Source organism: Pseudomonas sp. UM16 (assembly GCF_050312595.1).
Taxonomy (GTDB): domain Bacteria; phylum Pseudomonadota; class Gammaproteobacteria; order Pseudomonadales; family Pseudomonadaceae; genus Aquipseudomonas.
The window spans coordinates 403,592-425,243 of the sequence record NZ_JBNPJT010000001.1; the positions used below are offsets into that span (position 1 = coordinate 403,592).

A 21,652-nucleotide genomic window follows, 5' to 3' on the forward strand; every position below is an offset into this window, starting at 1 on the left:
CAGCTAATGCCGCGATGCCTTGGCACCGACTAAGCTTTTCGATGACACCTGCCTGCCAGGGAGCAATCCATGAGCGCCGCGTCGCTGTCCGAACTAGATGCCGCACTGCCCGGCCTGACCCGCAAGATCCGCGTGCTCGACGCCCTGTCCTGGCCCAACGGCATCGAGGAGGTTTTCCTGGAACAGTGGCGCCATGGACGAGCGCAACTGCCCGACGTGGCATTGTGCGCGCATGATCACGCTGCCGCCATTGCGGCCCTCGAAGCCTTTGCTGGTCGGTGCGACGAGGGCCATCCGGCCGGCAACTACCTGGCCATGACCGCCCGCAGCTATGCCACCGCCGCGCGCATGCTCGGCGCCATCGGCACCCCCGCGTTTACCCACTATTCGTCAGCGTTGTACCGGCGTCCGGATTTCGAATACCCAAGGCTGAACTTGAACATGCTCGACGCCGCCCGTTTCTTCCTCGATACCACCGACGCGCTCCTGGGTGGCACGCAGATTCCACCGACCCAGGCCGACATTCCGGCCGCCGCCTTCGCCGCCTGGATGCAACCGGAACTGGACCAGTTCTTCGGCCCAGGCCAGATCACGGTCATGCTCGATTCGACCCTGGCCGCCAAAGCCATCGCCGGCTCCAGCCGGATCCGCTTGCGCGCCAGCGCGCTGTTCTCGGAGCTGGACAAGAATCAGCTGTTGCAACACGAAGCTTTCGTGCATGTCGCTACGGCACAAAACGGCGCACATCAAGCCAACCTCAAAAGCCTGGGCCTGGGGGCACCACGCACCACGCAAACCCAGGAAGGCATCGCCACCCTGGCCGAACTGTTCACCGGCAGCATGGACATCAATCGCTTACGGCGCCTCGCCCTGCGCGTGCTCGCCGTTCAGCAAGCGCTGGACGGCGCCGATTTCATCCAGGTGTTCGAAGGTTTTCTGGCGGGGGGCCAGTCGCAGGAGGAATCCTTCCGCTCCACGCAACGGATATTTCGCGGCACCAACCTGCGTGGTGGCTCGGCCTTTACCAAGGATGCCGCCTACCTGACAGGCTTGCTCGGCGTGCATACCCTCCTGCGCATCGCCATCCGCGACAACCGCCCGGACCTGGTCGGTCATTTGTTTGCCGGGCGCCTCAACTTGGGCGATACCGTGCGCCTGGCACCACTGTTCGAATCCGGCTGGCTGCAGGGACCGCTATATATCCCGCACTGGGCTTGCGATTTGCGTCGGCTTGCAGCCAACCTGGCGTTCTCTGCTTTCATCTCGCGGATCAAACTGGATGTGCTCGATCTGGAGGTATTCATGGCCTTTGCCGATGAACATGAAGCGGATGCCAGTGCGCGGTAATCAAGGGCTCATTGTGTTGACCTGCGCCGCGCCCAGGTTAATCCCTGCAATCAGTAGAACCACTTGCCGTGAATGCAGTCATACAGGGCGGCGCTGAGCGCCGAGAGCGCCTGATCGTGCCTATGGGGCAGGCAACTGGTCGAGTACCAACAGTTGTTTTGAGCCTTCGAATAATGCTTTCAAAGGGATTGTGAACATGAAAAAAATCATTTCTGTGGTGGTCGTAGCGACTTTATTTGCCATGGGCACAGCAACCGCTCAAGAACCCGCGGCGTCTGGAGCGTTGAACGAATGCTACGAAAGCACTGGCGATCAGCCCCGCACAGCGTTGCAGCCTTGCCTTGAACGTAAAGCTGACGAAGCCACCTCACAAATGACGACCGCCTACAACAAACTGCAAGCGCAGACCAAGGAGATAGATTCGAGCGCGACGGCCCAAGCCCTTGCCTCGTTGCGCGCTTCGCAGGAGGCGTTCGAGGCGTTCAAGGATGCACAGTGCCAATGGCAAGCTGACGCGGCAATGGGTGGCTCGGGTGCGGGAGATTTTTCAAGTGCCTGCAAAGTGGATTTGATCCGCTGGAGAGCCCAGCAACTGTCCGATTGAATGCATTAGCCTTGCCAGCGATACAAACACCGCAAACCGTGCGTCGATAGGATCGTCGGCAAGGTCGACGCCCACAGGCCACCGTTAACCTTTAAGCGCCGCTTCGATCGCCGCAATGTCGATCTTCCTCATCGTCATCATCGCCTCGAACGCGCGTTTGGCAGCGGCATGGTCGGGGCTGGTGATGGCAGCGATCAGCACCCGTGGCGAGATCTGCCAGGAAAGCCCCCATTTGTCCTTGCACCACCCGCAGGCACTTTCTTCGCCGCCGTTGCTGACAATGGCGTTCCACAAGCGGTCGGTTTCAGCCTGGTCGTCGGTGATGATCTGGAAGGAGAAGGCTTCGCTGTGTTTGAACATGGGGCCACCGTTCAGTCCCACGCAAGGGGTGCCCATCACCGTGAAATCGACCGTCAGGACATCGCCCTCCTTGCCCGAGGGAAAGTCACCAGGCGCACGATGCACGGCGTTCACAGCGCTATCGGGGAAAGTCTTGGCATAGAAGGTGGCGGCTTCTTCTGCGCTGCCGTCGTACCACAGGCAAAGGGTAGGTTTGCTGGTCATGGGCTTGCTCCAGATTGAGGGTCGGCCCTACAGTCTAGTCGCCCTTTTCCGAGAGGAAGCTGACCAACTGACGACCGTGGCTGCTCAGCGACTCCCAGCCCTTGATACATAGGCGCAGCTCCAGGGTGGCCCAACTTTCTTCCAGCAGAATCATGCGCACCGGCAGTTCCTGCTCCATGCGCAGTGCGGTGGTCTGCGGCAGCATGGCGATGCCGGCGCGCTGCGCGACCAGTTGCGCGATGGCCTCGAAACTGGGCGCACGCACGCGGATCTGCAAGGGTATGGCCAGCTTTCTGGCGCGCTCTTCGACAAAGCGCTGCATGGCCCGCTCAGGCGGCATGCCGATGAACGGGTAACCCAGGGCATCACGCAACGGGGTGTGTTCACGCGCGGCCAAAGGGTGTTCGCTCGGCACCAGCATCACCAGTCGCTCATTGCGAAACGGCAACGACAGCACACCATCGCTGATCACGCTGCCGTCATACACGCCGATCTCACATTCACCGGTGAGCACCGCTCGCATGACGTCGGTACTGCGGTATTCGGTCAATTGCAGGTCGACTTGCGGGTAGTCGGCCAAAAAGGTGCCGAGCACCGCCGGCAACAAGGTGCTGGTGGTCACGGTGGTGGCGGCCAGACGCAAGGTGATGCGGCGTTGGCCAGCAAGCTCCTTGAGGGTGTTTTCAAGCATTTGCGCTTCGCCAAGCACACTGCGCGCGGCTTCCAGCACCAGGCGCCCGGAAGGCGTGAGCTGCATGCCATCGGCCTTGCGCGTGAACACGGCAATACCGCAGCGTTCCTCGAACAGGCGCAAGCGAGTGCTGGCCGCCGAAACAGCAACCGGGATGCTGGCGGCAGCCTTGCTCAAGCTGCCGGCGGCAGCAATGGCGGTCAGCAAACGTAGATCGGCGAGATCGAAATGCACAGGGCTTCTCTTTTGGCGAAGGCTTGATTCGGAAAAATGCGATTCTGCCGGACTTGCCTTCACTTTAGAATAACCCCGAACTCTTCCTTGGTTGGGCCGCTGATGAACAATGTGCGTGGGTTGTACCAACGTTGCCTGCAGAACGGCAGCCTGTTTGCGGTGCTGTCTGCCCTGGGGTTCAGCCTCAAGGCGATTTTCGTCAAGCTGTCTTACGCCACCAGTTCAGTCGATGCAATCACCCTGTTGGCGATGCGCATGGGCCTGGCGCTGCCGTTGTTTGCCTGGCTGGTATGGGCCAGCCGCGGCCCGAGCAATGCACGGCTGGGCCTGGGCGATGGCGTGCGGGTGATGTTGCTGGGCTTATTCGGTTACTACCTGGCGAGCCTGTTCGATTTCTACGGGCTGCAATACATCAGCGCCGGGCTTGAGCGGCTGATTCTGTTCACCTACCCGACCCTGGTGCTGGTATTCCAGGCCATTGCCCTGCGCGAGCGCCCTACCCTGCGCACCCTGGCGGCGATGGGCTTGTGCTACCTGGGCCTGGGCATCGCCTTCGTGCATGACGTCAGCGTCGCGGGTATGGGTGGGCACGTGATAGTGGGCGCAGCATGGGTGTTCGCCAGTGCGGTGACCTATGCGCTGTATTACTCCGGCACCGGCATCATGCTCAAACGCATGAGCTCCATGCGCCTGGCCGGGCTGGCCGGTGGTGCTTCGTCACTGATGGTGTTGGCCCACTACCTGGTAGCAGCAGACACCTCGCTGCTGTTGCAACTGCCTGCTGCGGTGTGGGTGTATGCAACGTTGATGGCCGTAGTCTCGACGGTGCTGCCGATCTATTGGGTGGCCTTGGCGATTCAGCGCATGGGCGCCACCCATACGGCGGCGGTCGGCAACCTGGGGCCGGTGCTGACCGTGCTGGCGTCATGGGCGGTGCTCAGTGAGGAAGTGTCGCTGTACCAGATTGCTGGGCTGGCCTTGGTGCTGTTCGGGGTCTCGCGGTTGAAACCGGTGCGGGCCAAGGCCGTTGTGCAGACGTCGGAGGCAGTAAGTGCAGTGCCGCAAAAAATGCCGGTCAACTAGACTTCAAGGCTCTGGTACTGAACATGCTTCAAGGCAGCCGTCACCCAACAGTAACTACTTCCATTGACTTGAACTGAGTACGCACCACCATGTGTAAATCATGTGATTCAACTTCCACGTCAAACCCCACGGACCGTCGTCGATTTCTTAAGTTTGCCGGACTTGGAGCAAGTGCCCTGCTACTGGCCAGCGCGTTGCCGGAAAGGATTGTCCAGGCGGCGGAGAAATCATCTGCGCCGCCCAAACCCCAAAATACAATCAACCCCGACCAGGCGTTGCAACGCTTGCTCGAAGGTAATGAACGCTATGTCAACGGCAATTCCGATACGCATGACTTCAAGGACGAGCGCGAAGCCTTGGTTTCTGGTCAGAACCCATTCGTGGCGGTACTGAGTTGCTCCGACTCACGGATCGCCCCTGAATACGCGTTTGACACTGCGCGCGGTGACCTTTTTGCCATACGTGTGGCGGGCAATTTCGTTACCGACGAAGGTTTGGCCAGCCTTGAATATGCCGTCGCCGTGCTGGGCGCGCCGCTGATTCTGGTGCTTGGGCACGAGAGCTGCGGCGCCATCGAGGCCGGGATCAAAGCGGTGAAAGAGCAAACCGTGTTCCCCGGGCAAATTCCGAAACTGACTGAAGCGCTCAAGCCTGCTATTGAGAAGGTCCTCAAACAAAGCGGCAACCTGATGGAAAATGCCACCGCACAAAACGTCACAGACTCGGTCCAGCGTCTGAAAAACGCCACGCCACTGCTTACGGATGCAGTGAGCAAGGGCAGATTGAAAATAGTCGGCGGGGTCTATCGTCTTGGTACCGGTAAAGTCGAGCTGATTGCCTAGCGGCAAACAACAAAAAGCACCTCAGGGTGCTTTTTTGTTCACGCGGGTATCTGGGGGTAATTGCTTTTAAAGGTCTGAAAAGCTGTAGGGCTGAAGTTCGGTGATCTGAGACAGTAAAATCAGATGTTCCACTGCTTTCACTTTCTCCAGATGCTCAAGGGTGTCAGGACCGCCAAACATCAGGGCTGGTACAAAGCCGTACATTTCGTCATGGCGCAAGGTACCCAGCTTTTTTTTCGCCGGTCCGAACAGATCGCCGTAATCGTTAGTATCCACTTCCATGGATAGTAGGAAGGAGCTGATTCCCTTATCCACTTGGTTTCCAGTAAATATAGATGTGTGTGTTGCATAGCGGGAAAGGTGGCTTGTGATATCAAGGGAGGCCCCTGTTTTCTCGCCCCAAAAGTACAAGTCGCCAAAAGCACTACGGGCAATCAGATGGTAGGTATCACGCTTTTCAAGAGCGGTCCCTTCAAGCCACGAAGCCACCACCCCTTCATACTCTTGTGGATTCACTAACCAAAAAATTCCTTCACCGTAACCGCACCAACCGTGCTCCACCCAATACTCAAGCAACTGATTAGGTAATTTCCCTCTATAACGCTCTATACTTGACGGTGGCACTTCCTGTCGTTCAGTTGGACCACCAAAATTCTCCAAAAAAATGGAAAAAAACTCATCCATGACTTTTCCCTTCGGACGTTTAAAAATCAGAAAAGCTGTAAGGCTCAAGTTCAGAAACCTGAGACAGCAGGATCAGATGCTCCACTGCCTTCACTTTCTCCAGATGCTCAAGGGTGTCAGGACCGCCAAACATCAGGGCCGGAACAAAGCCGTACATCTCATCGTGATGCAGGACACCTAGTTTTTTCTTTGCCGGTTTAAACAGATCACCATAATCGTTGCATTCGACCTCCGTGGACAATAAAAAGTTCTGTAACCTCTTATCCATTTGATCCTTTGGAAGTTTAGACATGAATGTTGTAGAACGCGAGGCGACACTGGTTATCTTAAGAGACCCTCCTGTTTCCTCCCCCCAAAAATACAGATCACCGAAGGCGCTTCGAGCAATAAGGTGGTAGGCGTCAAAAATTTCAAACTTCGTCCCATCAAGCCAAGATGCGACTACCCCTTCATACTCTTGCGGATTTACTATCCAAAAAATTCCATCACCATAACCACACCAGCCATGCTCAGCCCAGTATTCCAGCAAAAGATTAGGCAGCTTCCCTCTATAGCGTTCAATACTTGAAACAGGCACTTCCTGCCGACCAACTGGCTCGCCGAATTTCTCTATAAACCTAGCAAATACCTTGTCCATCGAACGCCTCTCTGCCCCCTCAACGCCCTAACTAAAGGTCCGAAAGACTGTAGGGTTTAAGCTCGGCGAGCTGAGCCAGCAGAATTAGATGCTCCACTGCCTTCACTTTCTCTAGATGTTCAAGGGTGTCGGGACCGCCAAACATCAGAGCTGGTACAAAACCATACATTTCATCGTGACGCAAGGCGCCTAATTTTTTCTTCGCGGGCTTAAACAAATCATCAAAATCATTATATTCAACTTCCGCGGACAATAAAAAGCTTCGCAAATCCTTATCCATTTGCTCTCTTGAAAGTAAAGGCTCGTGTACTGTATAGCGGGAAAGACAACTCGTTATATCAAGAGAGGCTCCCGTACGTTCGCCCCATAGGTACAAGTCACCGAAGGCGCTACGGGCAATCAAGTGGTAAGTGTCTAGCGACTCAAATTTTGTCCCCTTTAGCCATAAAGCCACTACCCCTTCGTATTCTTGGGGATTCACGATCCAAAAGATCCCCTCTCCGTAACCGCACCAGCCATGTTCAGCCCAGTACTCCAACAACTGATCTGGCAGCTTACCTCTATACCGTTCAATACTTGACACTGGCACTTCTTGCCGACCAACGAGCCCGCCAAATTTGTCTATAAATCTTGCAAACACTCTATCCACTGTAAGACCTCTATCTTAGTTAGCATTTATGCAGCTTTACATTGAGAAAAGTTGAACCCCGTATTGAATCAGGTATATTCTCAGCAGCTGCCCTCAGGTTTTTTATTTTCGCTCCCCACTGAGGACCGATACTAGAATTAACTTGTCGATCGCCAAAGTCAGCAATCATATCCTTGCCACCAGCACTCAAATCGGGATTATGCAGTCCTGCAAGATTTGACATCGTTTTCTTGGCTTTGTTTATGGCAGCTTTTTCAGCATCGAGTTCGTCCATGGTCCGCGACAACTCTTTTTGAAAACGTCTTTGCAAGCTGGCTTGTAATTTTTTCCTAGCTCGCCTGGCAGCAGCTTGGCTACGCTTCACCGGATTAGCAATATTCTCCAAATATTCCTCAACCGTCAGCCGATTCAACCCGTCCTCCTGTCCCTGCAACTGCCGCTCGAACTCTCCAATTTTAGACGCCTGGCATCTTATCTGCTTTGAAGCATTCGACCTCATGCCGCGCCATGGTGTTTGGCTTTGATTTGCCAGGCTCTTTGCCTTTGCCACCTGGACGCTGCGGCAATGGCGCTGGCTCCTGCGGGCCAAAGGCACCTCTGCGGGGTTCGGCCGTTTGCAGGTCCGGGCGCTTTTTCAGCGCCTCTTCATGCTTGAGCATCCATTCGCCCAAACGCGCGCCGTTGGGGCTAGCGCGCATTTCCTGGGCGAGGACGTTGGCGTTGCCTCTGCCCCGAGTAATGTAAGCAACGATGGCTCCCAGCAACAGGACCACCACCTCCACATGCCCCAAGGCGATGTGATGGGCCGCCCTGCCCTGTGCGTACGGGTCGTCCTGACTGAATGCGTTTAACCCTTCCTCACCCTGTGGGCCTTGCCAGGCGGTGGTGATGCCTGTCAGGTAGTATTCGCCGATGCGCGGCAAGCCTTCGACAAAAAACTCAGCGATGGACGTCAGGCCAAGCATGCCCAATATCCAGGTGCTGACTTGCACGCCCATTAGCGCGCCAGCCGCACCAAAGGGTACGGCACCCACCCCGCCAGCAAGTGCGCCGACACCGGCGCCGATGGCGCCGCCGGTCAGGGCGCTGCCCGCCACGATCATGGCCATTTGCCTGACCACGCCGAGCAACTCGTCGAGGATGCTGGTGATGTCGAGGTCAGCGAAACGCTGGCGCAACAAGCCGCCCGCTTCCCACTCGCCTCGCGTTAACGCCGACCTGACACTGCTGACCCGGCGCAGTTAAAGCGAGAGCGACGGCACGCGCTCGTTAAGCGGGGTGAGAAAAAGGGTGCCTCCCTGGTATCCCATCTCATGGCTGATGCGGCTTTCTATCTCGTGCCATGAGGGCACGTTGCGCCATAAAAACATAGCGTGTCTCCCTGACAATTCGCCCGAATAACTTGGGCAGCACCGCACGCTCCTGTGCGGCTTGATACACTCCGGAAACATACAAGCTAACCAGTGGGCAAATTTCCTTGGTCCCTGGCCCGGTTTTTATAAGCGCATGTTTCCCATAAACATGCAGCTTGTATTCACATTCAGACCGCGCTGTTTAACGCGCAGGAATCGTCTGCTCCATCCTGCATCGATATAAACAAAAAAAGCACCCTAAGGTGCTTTTCTGTTTATCGCCATGAACAAAACTAAGCGGTGAACTTAGCCCGCGCCGCGTGCAGTTTTTTGTAGCTATCAACAAGTCGCAGGTGCCTGTCGAGCCCTTCGAGCTTCATGCTGGTAGGCGTCAAGCCGTAGAAGCGCACGCTGCCATCCACCGAGCCGATCACTGCATCCATCCGCGGGTTGCCGAACATGCGGCGGAAATTGACCTCGTAATCGGTCAGTTCCAGTTCATCGTCCAACTGCACTTCCAGAACCACGTTCAAGGCCTGGTAAAACAGTCCGCGCTCAACGGTGTTGTCGTTGAACTGGAGGAAGGTTTCGACCAGCTCCTTGGCTGGGTCAAATTGCTGCAAGGCTACGTAAATCAGCAGCTTCAACTCCAGAATCGTCAGCTGACCCCAGGCGGTATTGTCGTCGAACTCGATACCGATCAAGGTTTTGATGTCGGTGTAATCATCCAGTTCGCTCTCTTCCAGACGCGCAACCAGCGCTTGCAGTTCGTTATCGTCCAAGCGATGCAGGTTGAGGATATCGGCGCGGAAGAACAGTGCCTTGTTGGTGTTGTCCCAGATCAGGTCGTCAACCGGATAGATCTCCGAATAATCCGGCACCAGAATACGGCAGGCGGTTGCCCCCAGATGCTCATACACTGCCATGTACACTTCTTTGCCCATGTCCTGGAGGATGCCGAACAAGGTCGCGGCTTCTTCGGCGTTGGAGTTTTCACCCTGGCCAGAGAAGTCCCACTCAACAAATTCAAAATCCGCTTTGGCACTGAAGAAGCGCCACGACACCACACCGCTAGAGTCGATAAAGTGTTCAACGAAGTTGTTCGGCTCGGTCAGCGCATGGCTTTCAAAGGTCGGCTGAGGCAAGTCGTTCAGGCCTTCGAAACTGCGACCCTGAAGCAATTCGGTAAGGCTGCGCTCCAGCGCCACTTCGAAGCTTGGGTGCGCGCCGAACGAGGCAAACACACCGCCGGTGCGCGGGTTCATCAAGGTGACGCACATCACCGGGAATTCACCGCCCAGCGACGCATCCTTGACCAGCACCGGGAAGCCTTGGGCTTCCAAGCCCTGGATACCGGCAAGAATGCCGGGGTATTTCGCCAGCACTTCCTGCGGCACATCCGGCAACGCGAGTTCACCTTCGAGAATTTCGCGTTTGACCGCACGCTCGAAGATTTCCGAAAGGCACTGCACCTGTGCTTCGGCGAGCGTATTACCGGCGCTCATGCCGTTGCTCAGGTAGAGGTTCTCGATCAGGTTGGAGGGGAAATACACCACCTCGCCGTCCGACTGGCGCACATAGGGCAGCGAACAGATGCCGCGCTCTTCGTTGCCGGAGTTGGTGTCGTACAGGTGCGAGCCGCGCAGCTCACCATCGGGGTTGTAGATCTGCAGGCAGTACTCATCGAGGATTTCCGCTGGCAGCGCATCTTTACGGCCAGGCTGGAACCAGCGCTCGTTGGGGTAATGCACAAACGCCGCGTTGGCGAGTTCTTCGCCCCAGAACTGATCGTTGTAGAAGAAGTTGCAGTTCAGGCGCTCGATAAACTCGCCCAACGCCGAGGCCAGCGCAGCTTCTTTGGTCGCGCCCTTGCCATTGGTGAAGCACATCGGCGAATGCGCATCGCGGATGTGCAGCGACCACACATTAGGGACGATATTGCGCCACGAGGCGATTTCAATCTTCATGCCCAGGCCGGCGAGAATGGCCGACATGTTGGCGATGGTTTGCTCCAGCGGCAGGTCCTTGCCGGCCACGTAGGTGCTCGCTTGCGCAGCCGAATCGAGCATCAGCAGTGCCTGGGCATCGGCATCGAGGTTTTCGACCTCCTCAATGACAAACTCTGGCCCGGTTTGCACCACCTTTTTCACTGTGCAACGGTCGATGGAGCGCAAAATGCCCTGACGGTCCTTATCGGAGATATCCGCCGGCAATTCGACCTGAATCTTGAAAATCTGCTTGTAGCGGTTTTCCGGATCGACAATGTTGTTTTGCGACAGACGAATATTGTCGGTGGGGATATTGCGTGTTTCGCAATACAACTTCACAAAGTAAGCCGCACACAACGCCGACGAAGCCAGAAAGTAATCGAACGGCCCCGGTGCCGAACCATCGCCTTTGTAGCGGATAGGCTGATCGGCAATTACCGTAAAGTCATCGAACTTGGCTTCAAGTCGAAGGTTGTCGAGAAAGTTAACCTTGATTTCCATGCGGAATTACCATAGCGAGCAAAACAAATTGGCCGCCATTATCCGGGTTTTTCCACCGCACGTCTTGTGCCTGGCAAGGTGATTCCTTCCACGCTTGCCCTTGGGTGTGTGCGAATGCCCCGTCAGAACCGGTACTTGGCCGTCAGCATGTAGCTACGCGGGTTGCCATAGGTATCGGTGGACCCCCACTTCACGTCCGAGCCAATCGCCGAATAATAGACACGGTCAAAGACATTGTTGGCGTTGAGTTGCAGGTCCAGGTGCTTGTTTACCTCATAGCCGGCCATCAGGTCGGTGACGGCGTAGCTGCCTTGTTCAATGCGATAGCTGCCGCCAGTGACAGGCACGTCGTTGTACATGCGGCTCTGCCAGTAGACGTTGCCACCGATGCGCAGTTTTTCCAGCGGGCCCTGGAAGCGGTAGACGGTGGAAAGCTTGAACAGATCCTCCGGCTTGTCCGAGTCGAGGGGTTGGTGCTCGTTGGCCGGGTCTTGATCCTTGATATATCGGGTACGGGTGTAAGTGTACCCGGCGCCCACTTGCCAGTTCTCGGTCAAGGCTCCTTGCAGTTCCAGATCAATGCCTTGGCTACGGACCTTGCCGGAGGCGTCGTAGCAGTCGAGTTTCGGACAGCCTACCGGGTCATCCACTTGCACGGCACGGTTCAATTGGTCGATCTGGAACACTGCCAGGCTAGCGTTCAACGCACCGTCGAAGTACTCACCCTTGATACCTATTTCGTAGTTTTCGCCCACGATTGGTTCAAGTAGTTTGCCCGAGATATCTTTGGCGGTTTGCGGGGTGAAGATGTCGGTATAGCTGGCGTACACCGAGTAGGTCTCGTTGAGGTCGTAAATCACGCCAGCGTAACGGGTAACGTTGCGGGTGACCTTGTAATCGCCCTCGCCGGTCTGGTTGTCATAGTCGTACCAGTCCAGGCGACCGCCGAGAATCAGCGTCAGTGGATCGGCCAGGCTCAAGCGGGTGGTCAGGTAAACGCCGTTCTGGGTGGTGACTTCATGGTCGTCAGTGGTACGGGTGAAATCCGGCTTTGGCGCATTGATCGGCAGGCTGAAAACATAAGGGCTGTAGTTATGCGTGGTCATGTCGTATTCGCGGCTGCTGGCGCCGACCACGACTTCATGAGTACGACCAAACGCCTGAACCGGACCATTGGCAAATACATCGTAGGCCGTCTGGACTTCGTCGTAGCGCGCCTGCCAGGCGGTGTTCGCCAGTGGGCCGTCATAGCGCGAAAGGTAAGTGCCGGAGAACAAAGCCTTCTGCGTGGCCTGGGAGGCAGCCATCTGCAATTGCCAGTCGTTGGCAAAACGGTGTTTCACCTCGCCGAACACCGTGTTGATGTCTTGCTTCTTGTCTTCCCAATCGGTACCTGGGTAGGTGGAGCGTGGCAGGTCCAGGTGGTGACCATCCGTACCGATAGGCAGACCGCCCCAGAAGAAGTTGGTCCGGTCTTCCTGACGGGAGAAACCCAAGGTTGCCGTGGTGTCCTCGCTCAGGTCAGCCTCTCCCACCGCGTAGAACAGACCATGGTTGCTGTTTTCCTCATCACGAAAAGTGTCGGCGTCACGGTAGGAGCCTACTACCCGTCCACGCAGGGTCCCACTGTCGTTGAGCGCGCTTGAGGCATCGAACTCACCACGATTGTCATCCCAACTGCCGGTCGCACCGGTGACGGTCACTTGTTGGTCGGCGGTAGGGCGTTTGCGCACCATGTTGATGGCAGCCGAAGGGTTGCCGCTGCCGGTGACCAGGCCGGTGGCGCCGCGGATCACTTCGACGCGGTCGAACATCGCCAGGTTAGGCTGCACACCTACGCTCCACCCCTGGTAAGAACTTGGCAGGCCGTCGTACATGATGTTGTCGATATCGAAACCGCGGGCGCTGTAAGTCTGGCGCCCTGGCCCGCTGGACTGGTTGAGAAACAGGCCTGGAGTGGCCTTGACCACATCGTTGACGCTGGTCATGGCCTGGTCGTCCATGCGTTGGCGGGTGATCACGGTCACCGCCTGCGGGGTTTCGCGCATGCTCAGTGGCAGCTTGGTCGCGGTTTTCATCTCGCCTGTGGTGTAGGAACCTGTGCCCTCAGTAGTCTCACCCAACCTGGTGGAGTTGATGCTCAGGGCATCCAGGAGCATTGTCTGCCCAGTGTCGGTTTGCACCTCAGCGGTTTCATCAGAGGCAGCGAGCGTAGCCGGTTCCTGTGCAACAGCGAAGGACGAAACGATTGCCAACGAGACAGCGACAGCGAGGGCACGGGGACAAAAAGGGTGCACGCAGAACTCTCCTTACATTTGCAGGGACATAGGTGGTGAATGGGGGCTGCGAGGTGTCTCAGAGGCAGGCGCGACGGGGTAGGTCTTGCTGCGGTTGAAACGGCTAATGCCGGGGGAAGGCCTCGCCAATACGACTACTTTTGATAATCGTTCGTATTATCATGTCAGAATATATCGCAAAGAAAAAGCCGCCGTAGCCAAATTGCTTAACGAATTTTTCACAACTGAGGGAGCCTCGGTACCGGCGACGAGCTGGCAAGCTCATGCCCTTCCTCACCTTTCGGGAGAAGTTCCACCTGGACGTGTCTATCAAGGCTGTGCCGCTGCCCAAGCACGAGGTTGCGAGCGACTGCAGCGCAGTCGCAACTCAGGTACCTCAATTAACCTGACGAATCAAAGTGGCCAGGCTTTGCGACCGCTTCACGCCCGATCGCAGCCTTACGGCAGTGGCTCTCAGACCAACTCCGGCAAACTATAGCGCTCGGCAAAGTACTGCCGAAAAAACTCCACCGCCACGCGCACCTTGGCCGAACTGGCCAATGGCGAGGTGTACACCGCCCAGATATCCGCTGGCTGGTGATAGTCCACCAACACCTGGACCAAGCGCCCGTCCGCCAGGCTGTCGTGCACATCCCACCAGGAGCGTAGCAAGATCCCACGCCCATCCAGGCACCACTGGTGCGCCACTTCACCATGGTTGCTCGACAAGCCACCAGTCACCCGCACGCTCTCTTCGCCATTGGGCCCTTCCAGTTGCCAGATGCCAAAAGGATGGTCACGTTCCTTGATCACCAGGCAATCGTGGCTGGCCAATTCCGCCAACACTTTCGGTGTGCCACGCCGGGCCAGGTAAGCGGGCGAGGCGCAGAGCACCCGGCGGTTCCTGGCCAGGGGTTTGGCAATCAGGTTAGGGGCAATCGCGTTGCCCACGCGGATGTCGAGGTCGACGCCCTCTTCAATCAGGTCAACCAACCGGTCATGCACGTCCAGGCGAATATCCAGGCGCGGATAGCGTTCAGCCAATTCCGACAATGCCGGCGCCACGAAACGCCGGCCCAGGCCGAGGCTGCTGGCAATGCGCAACTGCCCCACCGGCTCGCGGTGCTGAGCACTGATGTCGTCGCCCATGCGCTGCACCGCATCGAAGATCTGTTGCGCCCACTGGTACACCCGCTCGCCCTCCTCGCTCACCGTCACCCGCCGGGTGGTGCGGTGCAGCAGGCGCACTTCAAGGGTTTGTTCGAGCACACGGATGCGTTTGCTGATGAACGCCGCCGACATCCCCAGCTCATCGGCCACCGCCGCAAAGCTGGCGCGTTTGGCCACCTGGAGAAAGATATTGAGGTCGTCGAGGCTCGGAAGATTATTCACGTTTCGTGTTCTAAGAATCTATGAATGGCGAGATTATCTCTGAATAAAGCCCTTATAGCATGGTCCGCACCTGTTCCCTAGACATCGAGTGCGCCCCCATGAGCAAGACTTTCAGAATCGCCGCTATCCCTGGTGACGGCATTGGCATCGAAGTGCTTCCCGAAGGTATCCGCGTGGTCGAGGCCGCTGCCCGCAAGCACGGCCTGGACATCAGCTTCGAATTCTTCGAATGGGCCAGCTGCGATTACTACCTGGCCCACGGCAAGATGATGCCCGACGACTGGTTCGAACAACTCAAGGACTTTGACGCCCTGTACTTCGGTGCCGTCGGCTGGCCAGACAAGGTCCCGGACCACATTTCGCTGTGGGGCTCGCTGCTCAAATTCCGTCGTGACTTCGACCAGTACGTCAACATCCGCCCGGTACGCCTGTTCCCTGGTGTGCCCTGCCCGCTGGCCGGTCGTGAGCCAGGTGATATCGACTTCGTGGTGATCCGCGAGAACACCGAAGGCGAATACTCCTCGCTGGGCGGGCGTATGTTCGAAGGCACGGAGAATGAATTCGTGTTGCAGGAGTCGGTGTTCACCCGCCGCGGGGTCGACCGTATCCTCAAGTATGCCTTCGAAGTGGCCCAGACCCGCGAACGCAAGCACGTCACCTCGGCCACCAAGTCCAATGGCATGGCCGTGAGCATGCCCTACTGGGACGAACGCACCGCCGCCATGGCCGCCAACTATCCAGAAATCAGCTGGGACAAGCAGCACATTGATATCCTCTGCGCCCGCTTCGTGCTGCAGCCCGATCGCTTCGATGTGGTGGTGGCGTCGAACCTGTTCGGTGACATCCTTTCCGACCTCGGCCCAGCCTGCGCCGGCACCATCGGCATCGCGCCATCGGCCAACCTCAACCCTGAGCGCAAGTTCCCGTCGCTGTTCGAACCGGTACACGGCTCGGCCCCGGACATCTTCGGCAAGAACATCGCCAACCCGATTGCGATGATCTGGTCCGGCGCGCTGATGCTCGAGTTCCTCGGCAACGACGGTGCCGACCCGCGCTACCGCGCCGCCCACGACGACATCCTCAAGGCCATCGAACAGGTGATAGCCGCCGGTGACACGACCCGCGACATGGGCGGACAGAAGTCGACTCAAGACGTCGGCAAGGCCATCACTGCCTTGATCGAAGCCTAAATAGTTGGGGCCGATTATCAGAATTGTCTGACAAACCGGCCCCTTCCCTCTTGCGAGCGGCGTAGATTGAATGCAGAATCCGTTAACCAAAAGATTCACGTTAACCTTTAGTTAACAACCAAGGAAGGAGCAAGACCGCAGCACCCCGGATTGCCTGCCGGGTATAGATAAGTACGCCAACGTCCAGGAGACGATGATGTCGCACAAGAATAAAAAGATAGATGTGTTCCTGATTACCGTGAGTTTGATTGCCGTGCTGCTCACTGTAATAGGGCTTGCGGCCTTCCCGGTCGAGGCCGGTAACGCGGCTAACCAGTTGTTCGAATTGTCCACCCGCACCTTCGGCACCAGTGTCCAGGTGCTGGTGTTCGGTAGCTCCCTGGCCGTGCTGTACCTGGCCTTCAGCAAATACGGCAACATCCGCCTGGGCAGTGGCAAACCTGAATACGCCACCGCTACCTGGGTGTTCATGTTCATCTGCGCCGGCATGGGGTCCTCGACCCTGTACTGGGGCGTCATGGAGTGGGCCTACTACTACCAGACCCCAGGCCTGAATATCGCCGCCGCTACCCCCAAAGCCCTCGAGTACAGCATCAGCTACTCGTTCTTCCATTGGGGCGTCAGCGCCTGGTCGATCTATGCCCTGGCGTCGCTGGCCATGGCCTATCACTTCCACGTGCGCAAAAAGAGCGGCCTGAACCTGGCCTCGATTGTCGAAGCCGTGACCGGCTTCAAGGCTACCGGGCCGGTAGGTCGTAGTGTCGACCTGATCTTCCTGTTGACCATGATGGGCGCCTTGACCGTGTCGCTGGCCCTCACCGCCTCGACCCTGACCCGCGGCCTGCATGACCTGGCCGGCACCCCAGACACCTTCGCCGTGCAATTGATGGTGATTGGTGGCGTAGCGGTGATGTTCTCACTCAGCTCCTACATCGGTATCGACGGTGGCCTGCAGCGTCTGAGCAAGATGGTCTGCATCGGCGCCCTGGTGTTTGCGCTGGTGGTGCTGCTGGTCGGTCCGACCCAGTTCACCATCAACAACACCGCCAACTCGATTGGCCTGATGATCCAGAACTACGTGCACATGAGCCTGTTCACCGACCCCGCCGGTGACGGTGCCTTCACCCGTAACTGGACGGTGTTCTACTGGCTGTGGTGGGTGTCTTACGCACCTGGCGTGGCGATGTTCGTGACCCGCGTATCGCGCGGTCGGCAGATCAAGGAAGTGGTCTTGGCCCTGCTGATGGGCGGCAGCTTCGGTTGCTGGTTCTTCTTCGGCGCCCTGGAAAGCTACAGCATGCACCAGTTCATTACCGGTGCCGTGGACGTGCCGAAAATGCTCAGCGAGCAAGGCGGTGAGTCGGCAGTTACCCACCTGTTGCTCGCCCTGCCGTGGGGCCAGGTGTTCCTTGGCGTGTACCTGTTCATCATGGCGATCTTCTGTGCCTCGCACATGGACGCCGCAGCGTATGCAGTAGCGGCTACCAGCACCCAGAACCTGCGTGAAGGCGACGACCCATCGCCAACCCACCGCCTGTTCTGGTGTGTGGTGCTGACCCTGGTGCCACTGGCCATGCTGTTTGCCAAAGCCTCGCTGTCGACCATGAAAACGGCGGTGGTGCTGACCGCGATTCCGTTCATGGTGATCTTGCTGGTGAAGATCTACGGCTTCTTCAAATGGATGTTCGAAGACTACGGCCAGATGCCGGCCTATCGCATCGAAGAAGAAGCAGCGCGCTTAGCGGGTGAAGAACCGGCAGCGCAAGCGCCGCGCAGCGCCGCAGCCGTGCATTGAGCCTTGCTGGAGCGGGCTTGCCCGCTCCTTGCTGACAAATTTTTTTGCCTGACTTGTTAACTGATAGATACGCGTTAACCAATAACTAAAAAACCGAGCTTGTGAGACCCCAATCATGAATGACTTCAAACGCCTGCCCGCTGACTTCTGCGCCAACGCCGAAGAGGCGTTCACCATCCCGGCCAGCTTCTACACCCAGGCTTCAGTATTCGAGCACGAAAAAGAAGCCATCTTCGCCCGCAGCTGGATCTGCATCGGTCACCGCAGCGAAGTGGCCGAGAACAATGCCTACATCACCCGTGAAGTGATCGGCGAAAGCATCATTGTCGTGCGCGGCCGCGACAGCGTCCTGCGCGCCTTCTACAACGTCTGCCCGCACCGCGGCCACCAGTTGCTCAGCGGCAGCGGCAAGGCCAAGAACGTCATCACCTGCCCGTACCACGCCTGGACCTTCAAGCTCGATGGCGACCTCGCCCACGCGCGCAACTGCGACAACGTGGTCAACTTCGACAAAGAGAATTCGTCGCTGGTACAACTGCGCGTTGAAGAGTACGCAGGCTTCATCTTCATCAATATGGACATGGACGCAGGCTCCGTCGAAGACCAGTTGCCAGGTTTGCAAAAGCGCATGCGTGAAGCCTGTGCCGTCATCGACGACCTGCACCTGGCGGCACGCTTTGTCAGCGATACCCCGGCCAACTGGAAGTCGATCGTCGACAACTACCTGGAGTGCTACCACTGCGCCCCGGCCCATCCAGGCTTCGCCGACTCGGTGGACGTCGGGCAGTACAGCCACATTCTGCACGGCAACTGGACCCTGCAGTACGGCCTGGCCAAACCTTCGGAGCAGTCGTTCACGTTCGATGAGTCGGTCAAGGATCCGTCCTTCGCCGGCTTCTGGGCCTGGCCGTGCACCATGTTCAACGTGCCACCAGGAGCGAACTTCATGACCGTGATCTACGAGTTCCCGGTCGACGCCGAAACCACCCTGCAGCACTACGACATCTACTTCCTCAACAAGGACATCAGCGAAGAACAACAGAAGCTGATCAACTGGTACCGCGAAGTGTTCCGCCCAGAAGACCTGCGTCTGGTCGAAAGCGTGCAGAAGGGTCTCAAGTCCCGCGGCTACCGTGGCCAGGGCCGGATCATGGCCGACCGTCAGCGCAGCGGCATGAGCGAACACGGCATTGCCCACTTCCACAACCTGATCGCCGTCGCCCACCTCGACGACTGATATCGCTGCGCCGCGGGCTTTGGCTGTGCGGCGCGCTTCGGAGTACCTTGCGTGAAACTCAACGACAATACGCTGCTGCGCCAACAGGCCTACATCGCCGGGCGCTGGTGCGACGCCGACGATGGCCGTAACCTGCCCGTAACCGACCCTGCCAATGGCGAGCTGCTCGGCCATGTGCCCCTGATGGGCGGCGCCGAAGCCAAACGTGCCATCGAAGCCGCCGAAGTCGCCTTGGCCGACTGGCGCGCCCGCACCGCCAAGGACCGCGCACAGATCCTGCGCCGCTGGTTCGAACTGCTGCTTGAACACGAACAAGAGCTGGCCCAACTGATGACCTTCGAACAGGGCAAACCCCTGCACGAAGCCTTGGGCGAAATCCGTTACGCTGCCTCCTTTGTCGAATGGTTCGCCGAAGAAGGCAAACGCGTCTACGGCGATATCATCCCAAGCCCGGCCAATGACAAGCGTCTGCTGGTGATCAAGCAAGGCATCGGTGTATGCACCGCCATCACACCGTGGAACTTCCCGGCGGCGATGATCACCCGCAAAGTCGCCCCCGCTTTGGCGGCGGGTTGCACCATGGTGGTCAAACCGGCCAACGAAACACCCTTCTGCGCCCTGGCCCTGGCAGAGCTGGCCGAACGTGCAGGCGTGCCTGCCGGTGTGTTCAGCGTGGTGACCGGTGATGCTCCGGCCATTGGCGCGCAGTTCACCGGCCACCCGGCGGTACGCAAGTTGAGCTTCACCGGTTCCACCCCGGTGGGCCGCCTGCTGATGGGGCAGTGCGCCGAAACCATCAAGAAAGTCAGCCTGGAACTGGGCGGCAACGCGCCGTTCATTGTGTTCGAAGATGCCGACATTGAGGCGGCTGTCGAAGGTGCGCTGGTTGCCAAATACCGTAACGCCGGCCAGACCTGTGTGTGCGTCAACCGTTTCTATATCCATGACAGCGTCTATGCGCAGTTCAGCCAGCGCTTCATCGAGCGCGTGCGCCAGTTGGGCGTTGGCCATGGCAGCAGCGAAGGCACGCAGATCGGTCCGCTGATCAGCGACAAGGCGGTGAGCAAGGTGCGCAGCCTGATCGACGATGCCGTTGGCAAAGGTGCCGAACTCGTCCTCGGCGGCCAGGCTCATGCCCTGGGCGGCAACTTCTTCGAGCCGACCGTGCTGGCCAATGTCGGCCCGGGCATGGAGCTGCTGGAAGAAGAAATCTTCGGCCCCGTGGCGGCGCTGGTGCGCTTTACCAGCGACGCCGAAGTCATCGCCCTGGCCAACGCCACCCAATACGGCCTCGCCGCTTACTTCTACAGCCGCGATATCGCCCGGGTGTTCAAGGTTGCTGAACAGCTGGAGTACGGCATGGTCGGGATCAACACCGGCCTGATCTCCAACGAGGTTGCGCCGTTCGGTGGTATCAAACAATCGGGCCTGGGCCGTGAAGGTTCCAAGTACGGCATCGAAGATTATCTGGAAATCAAATACCTGTGCCTCGCTGTCTGAGCGCACCGGTTCCGGGACGCGGCAGGGCCTGCCGCGTGCCCCTGCAGTCGAGGTGAACCATGGCCAACACATACGAAATGTTCAGCGTGCACGTGACCGAAGTGGAACAGGCCACGCCGCTGATCAAGCGCTTCACCCTGGCCCGTGAGGATGGCGCACCGATGCCCGCCTTCACCGGTGGTAGCCATGTCATCGTGCAGATGCAGGGCGCCGACGGCAGCCAGTTCAGCAACGCCTACTCGCTGATGAGCGACCCGCGTGACACCCGCAATTACCAGATTGGCGTGCGCCTGGAGGAGCAATCCAAAGGTGGTTCGGCGTTCATGCACCAGCAGGTTGCAGTCGGCACCCGCTTGACCATCTCCTCACCGAACAACCTGTTCGCGCTGGACCCGAGCGCCGGTCGCCATGTGCTGATCGCCGGCGGTATCGGCATTACCCCGTTCCTGGCCCAGTTGCACGAACTCGAAGGCGGTGCCACCGACTACGAGCTGCACTATGCCTTTCGCGCCCCGGAACACGGTGCTTTCCAGACGCAACTGGCCAGTGGTCCGCATGCGGACAACACCCACTTTTACATTGACAGCCTGGATCGCAAGCTCGACCTGAGCGCGCTGTGCGCAGGCCTGGCTGAGGATGCGCACCTGTATGTGTGCGGTCCCAAGCCGCTGATCGATGCCGTGATCGCCACCGCAGGCAACGCCGGTATCGCCGAGCAACGCGTGCATTGGGAACAGTTCGCCGCCACCCCGGTAACCGGTGCAGCCTTCACCGTGGTGCTGGCCCGCTCCGGCACCGAACTGCAGGTCGAAGAAGGCATGACCATTCTTCAGGCCATTGAAAAATCCAAGGCCGCCAAGGTCGAATGCCTGTGCCGTGAAGGCGTGTGTGGCACCTGCGAGACGGCGATCCTGGAAGGTGAAGCCGAGCATTATGACCAGTACCTGAGCGACGACGAAAAGGCCGCGCAACAGAGCATGATGCTGTGTGTGTCGCGGGCGCGCTCGGCGCGGTTGGTGCTGGATCTGTAGGAATGACCAGGTAATCAACTCGTAGCCGCTGCCGCCAGGCTGCGGCTACAACGGG

General features: G+C 58.2%; 17 protein-coding genes and 1 pseudogene. 9 read left to right on the top strand and 9 right to left on the bottom strand.

The features are described 5' to 3' along the window. The first annotated feature begins 69 nt into the window (after positions 1-69). Both ACQRAX_RS01905 and umoC read left to right on the top strand, forming a co-directional pair. Positions 70-1,347, top strand: coding sequence for a tyrosine/phenylalanine carboxypeptidase domain-containing protein (locus ACQRAX_RS01905; protein WP_412037449.1), 1,278 nt, complete (start codon positions 70-72; stop codon positions 1,345-1,347). Between the two features lie 196 nt (positions 1,348-1,543). Continuing rightward, positions 1,544-1,951, top strand: a complete 408-nt coding sequence (gene umoC / locus ACQRAX_RS01910; RefSeq protein ID WP_412037448.1) for a UmoC family flagellar biogenesis regulator — start codon at positions 1,544-1,546, stop codon at positions 1,949-1,951. 84 nt (positions 1,952-2,035) lie between these two features. Here umoC and ACQRAX_RS01915 read toward each other — a convergent pair whose 3' ends face one another. Continuing rightward, entirely contained in the window at positions 2,036-2,515 is a 480-nt protein-coding gene (locus ACQRAX_RS01915; protein ID WP_412037447.1) for a VOC family protein, read from the bottom strand. Positions 2,516-2,549: 34 nt separating this feature from the next. After that, positions 2,550-3,440, bottom strand: coding sequence for a LysR substrate-binding domain-containing protein (locus ACQRAX_RS01920; RefSeq protein ID WP_412037446.1), 891 nt, complete (start codon positions 3,438-3,440; stop codon positions 2,550-2,552). Between the two features lie 102 nt (positions 3,441-3,542). On the opposite strand from ACQRAX_RS01920, the gene ACQRAX_RS01925 reads away from it, so the two are divergent. Both ACQRAX_RS01925 and ACQRAX_RS01930 read left to right on the top strand, forming a co-directional pair. Then, on the top strand, positions 3,543-4,523 hold the full coding sequence (locus tag ACQRAX_RS01925) for a DMT family transporter (protein ID WP_412037445.1): 981 nt from the start codon (positions 3,543-3,545) through the stop codon (positions 4,521-4,523). An 89-nt stretch (positions 4,524-4,612) separates the two neighbouring features. Beyond that, positions 4,613-5,365 carry a carbonic anhydrase gene (locus ACQRAX_RS01930; protein ID WP_412037444.1) on the top strand — a complete coding sequence of 251 codons (753 nt, stop codon included), beginning with the start codon at positions 4,613-4,615 and terminating at the stop codon, positions 5,363-5,365. Between the two features lie 66 nt (positions 5,366-5,431). Here ACQRAX_RS01930 and ACQRAX_RS01935 read toward each other — a convergent pair whose 3' ends face one another. From ACQRAX_RS01935 to ACQRAX_RS01965, 7 genes and pseudogenes are all read right to left on the bottom strand, one after another. Next, complete coding sequence (locus ACQRAX_RS01935) at positions 5,432-6,049, bottom strand: GAD-like domain-containing protein (RefSeq protein ID WP_412037443.1); 618 nt, start codon at positions 6,047-6,049, stop codon at positions 5,432-5,434. Between the two features lie 19 nt (positions 6,050-6,068). After that, positions 6,069-6,686 (bottom strand): GAD-like domain-containing protein, encoded by a 618-nt coding sequence (locus ACQRAX_RS01940; protein WP_412037442.1) that lies wholly within the window; start codon positions 6,684-6,686, stop codon positions 6,069-6,071. Positions 6,687-6,717: 31 nt separating this feature from the next. Continuing rightward, entirely contained in the window at positions 6,718-7,335 is a 618-nt protein-coding gene (locus ACQRAX_RS01945) for a GAD-like domain-containing protein (RefSeq protein ID WP_412037441.1), read from the bottom strand. Between the two features lie 19 nt (positions 7,336-7,354). Continuing rightward, a pseudogene (locus ACQRAX_RS01950) lies at positions 7,355-8,705 on the bottom strand (DUF6861 domain-containing protein). 275 nt (positions 8,706-8,980) lie between these two features. Beyond that, positions 8,981-11,176, bottom strand: coding sequence for an OsmC domain/YcaO domain-containing protein (locus ACQRAX_RS01955; RefSeq protein WP_412037440.1), 2,196 nt, complete (start codon positions 11,174-11,176; stop codon positions 8,981-8,983). A gap of 122 nt (positions 11,177-11,298) precedes the next feature. Beyond that, positions 11,299-13,473 carry a TonB-dependent siderophore receptor gene (locus ACQRAX_RS01960; protein ID WP_412037439.1) on the bottom strand — a complete coding sequence of 725 codons (2,175 nt, stop codon included), beginning with the start codon at positions 13,471-13,473 and terminating at the stop codon, positions 11,299-11,301. Positions 13,474-13,926: 453 nt separating this feature from the next. Then, the gene (locus tag ACQRAX_RS01965) at positions 13,927-14,844 is read right to left on the bottom strand and encodes a LysR substrate-binding domain-containing protein (RefSeq protein ID WP_045190334.1); all 918 of its coding nucleotides are present in this window, start codon (positions 14,842-14,844) and stop codon (positions 13,927-13,929) included. 98 nt (positions 14,845-14,942) lie between these two features. Here ACQRAX_RS01965 and ACQRAX_RS01970 point away from each other — a divergent pair, with 98 nt between their 5' ends. The 5 genes from ACQRAX_RS01970 to ACQRAX_RS01990 all read left to right on the top strand — a co-directional run bounded on the left by ACQRAX_RS01970 (position 14,943) and on the right by ACQRAX_RS01990 (position 21,597). Beyond that, a complete protein-coding gene (locus ACQRAX_RS01970; protein ID WP_412037438.1) occupies positions 14,943-16,034 on the top strand; it encodes a tartrate dehydrogenase in 1,092 nt (363 codons plus the stop codon). 196 nt (positions 16,035-16,230) lie between these two features. Continuing rightward, the gene (locus ACQRAX_RS01975; protein ID WP_412037437.1) at positions 16,231-17,829 is read left to right on the top strand and encodes a BCCT family transporter; all 1,599 of its coding nucleotides are present in this window, start codon (positions 16,231-16,233) and stop codon (positions 17,827-17,829) included. A gap of 115 nt (positions 17,830-17,944) precedes the next feature. Next, positions 17,945-19,066, top strand: coding sequence for an aromatic ring-hydroxylating oxygenase subunit alpha (locus ACQRAX_RS01980; protein ID WP_412037436.1), 1,122 nt, complete (start codon positions 17,945-17,947; stop codon positions 19,064-19,066). 51 nt (positions 19,067-19,117) lie between these two features. Then, entirely contained in the window at positions 19,118-20,566 is a 1,449-nt protein-coding gene (locus ACQRAX_RS01985) for an NAD-dependent succinate-semialdehyde dehydrogenase (RefSeq protein ID WP_412037435.1), read from the top strand. A 59-nt stretch (positions 20,567-20,625) separates the two neighbouring features. Then, positions 20,626-21,597, top strand: coding sequence for a PDR/VanB family oxidoreductase (locus ACQRAX_RS01990; protein WP_412037434.1), 972 nt, complete (start codon positions 20,626-20,628; stop codon positions 21,595-21,597). Positions 21,598-21,652 lie beyond the last annotated feature (55 nt).

Excerpts from the sequence above, each read along its gene's own strand:
- ACQRAX_RS01935 (WP_412037443.1), bottom strand. The coding sequence starts at position 6,049 with ATGGATGAGTTTTTTTCCATTTTTTTGGAGAATTTTGGTGGTCCAACT.
- ACQRAX_RS01930 (WP_412037444.1), top strand. The coding sequence starts at position 4,613 with ATGTGTAAATCATGTGATTCAACTTCCACGTCAAACCCCACGGACCGT.
- ACQRAX_RS01915 (WP_412037447.1), bottom strand. The coding sequence starts at position 2,515 with ATGACCAGCAAACCTACCCTTTGCCTGTGGTACGACGGCAGCGCAGAA.
- ACQRAX_RS01970 (WP_412037438.1), top strand. The coding sequence starts at position 14,943 with ATGAGCAAGACTTTCAGAATCGCCGCTATCCCTGGTGACGGCATTGGC.
- ACQRAX_RS01955 (WP_412037440.1), bottom strand. The coding sequence starts at position 11,176 with ATGGAAATCAAGGTTAACTTTCTCGACAACCTTCGACTTGAAGCCAAG.
- ACQRAX_RS01980 (WP_412037436.1), top strand. The coding sequence starts at position 17,945 with ATGAATGACTTCAAACGCCTGCCCGCTGACTTCTGCGCCAACGCCGAA.
- ACQRAX_RS01940 (WP_412037442.1), bottom strand. The coding sequence starts at position 6,686 with ATGGACAAGGTATTTGCTAGGTTTATAGAGAAATTCGGCGAGCCAGTT.
- ACQRAX_RS01975 (WP_412037437.1), top strand. The coding sequence starts at position 16,231 with ATGTCGCACAAGAATAAAAAGATAGATGTGTTCCTGATTACCGTGAGT.
- umoC (WP_412037448.1), top strand. The coding sequence starts at position 1,544 with ATGAAAAAAATCATTTCTGTGGTGGTCGTAGCGACTTTATTTGCCATG.
- ACQRAX_RS01925 (WP_412037445.1), top strand. The coding sequence starts at position 3,543 with ATGAACAATGTGCGTGGGTTGTACCAACGTTGCCTGCAGAACGGCAGC.
- ACQRAX_RS01905 (WP_412037449.1), top strand. The coding sequence starts at position 70 with ATGAGCGCCGCGTCGCTGTCCGAACTAGATGCCGCACTGCCCGGCCTG.
- ACQRAX_RS01990 (WP_412037434.1), top strand. The coding sequence starts at position 20,626 with ATGGCCAACACATACGAAATGTTCAGCGTGCACGTGACCGAAGTGGAA.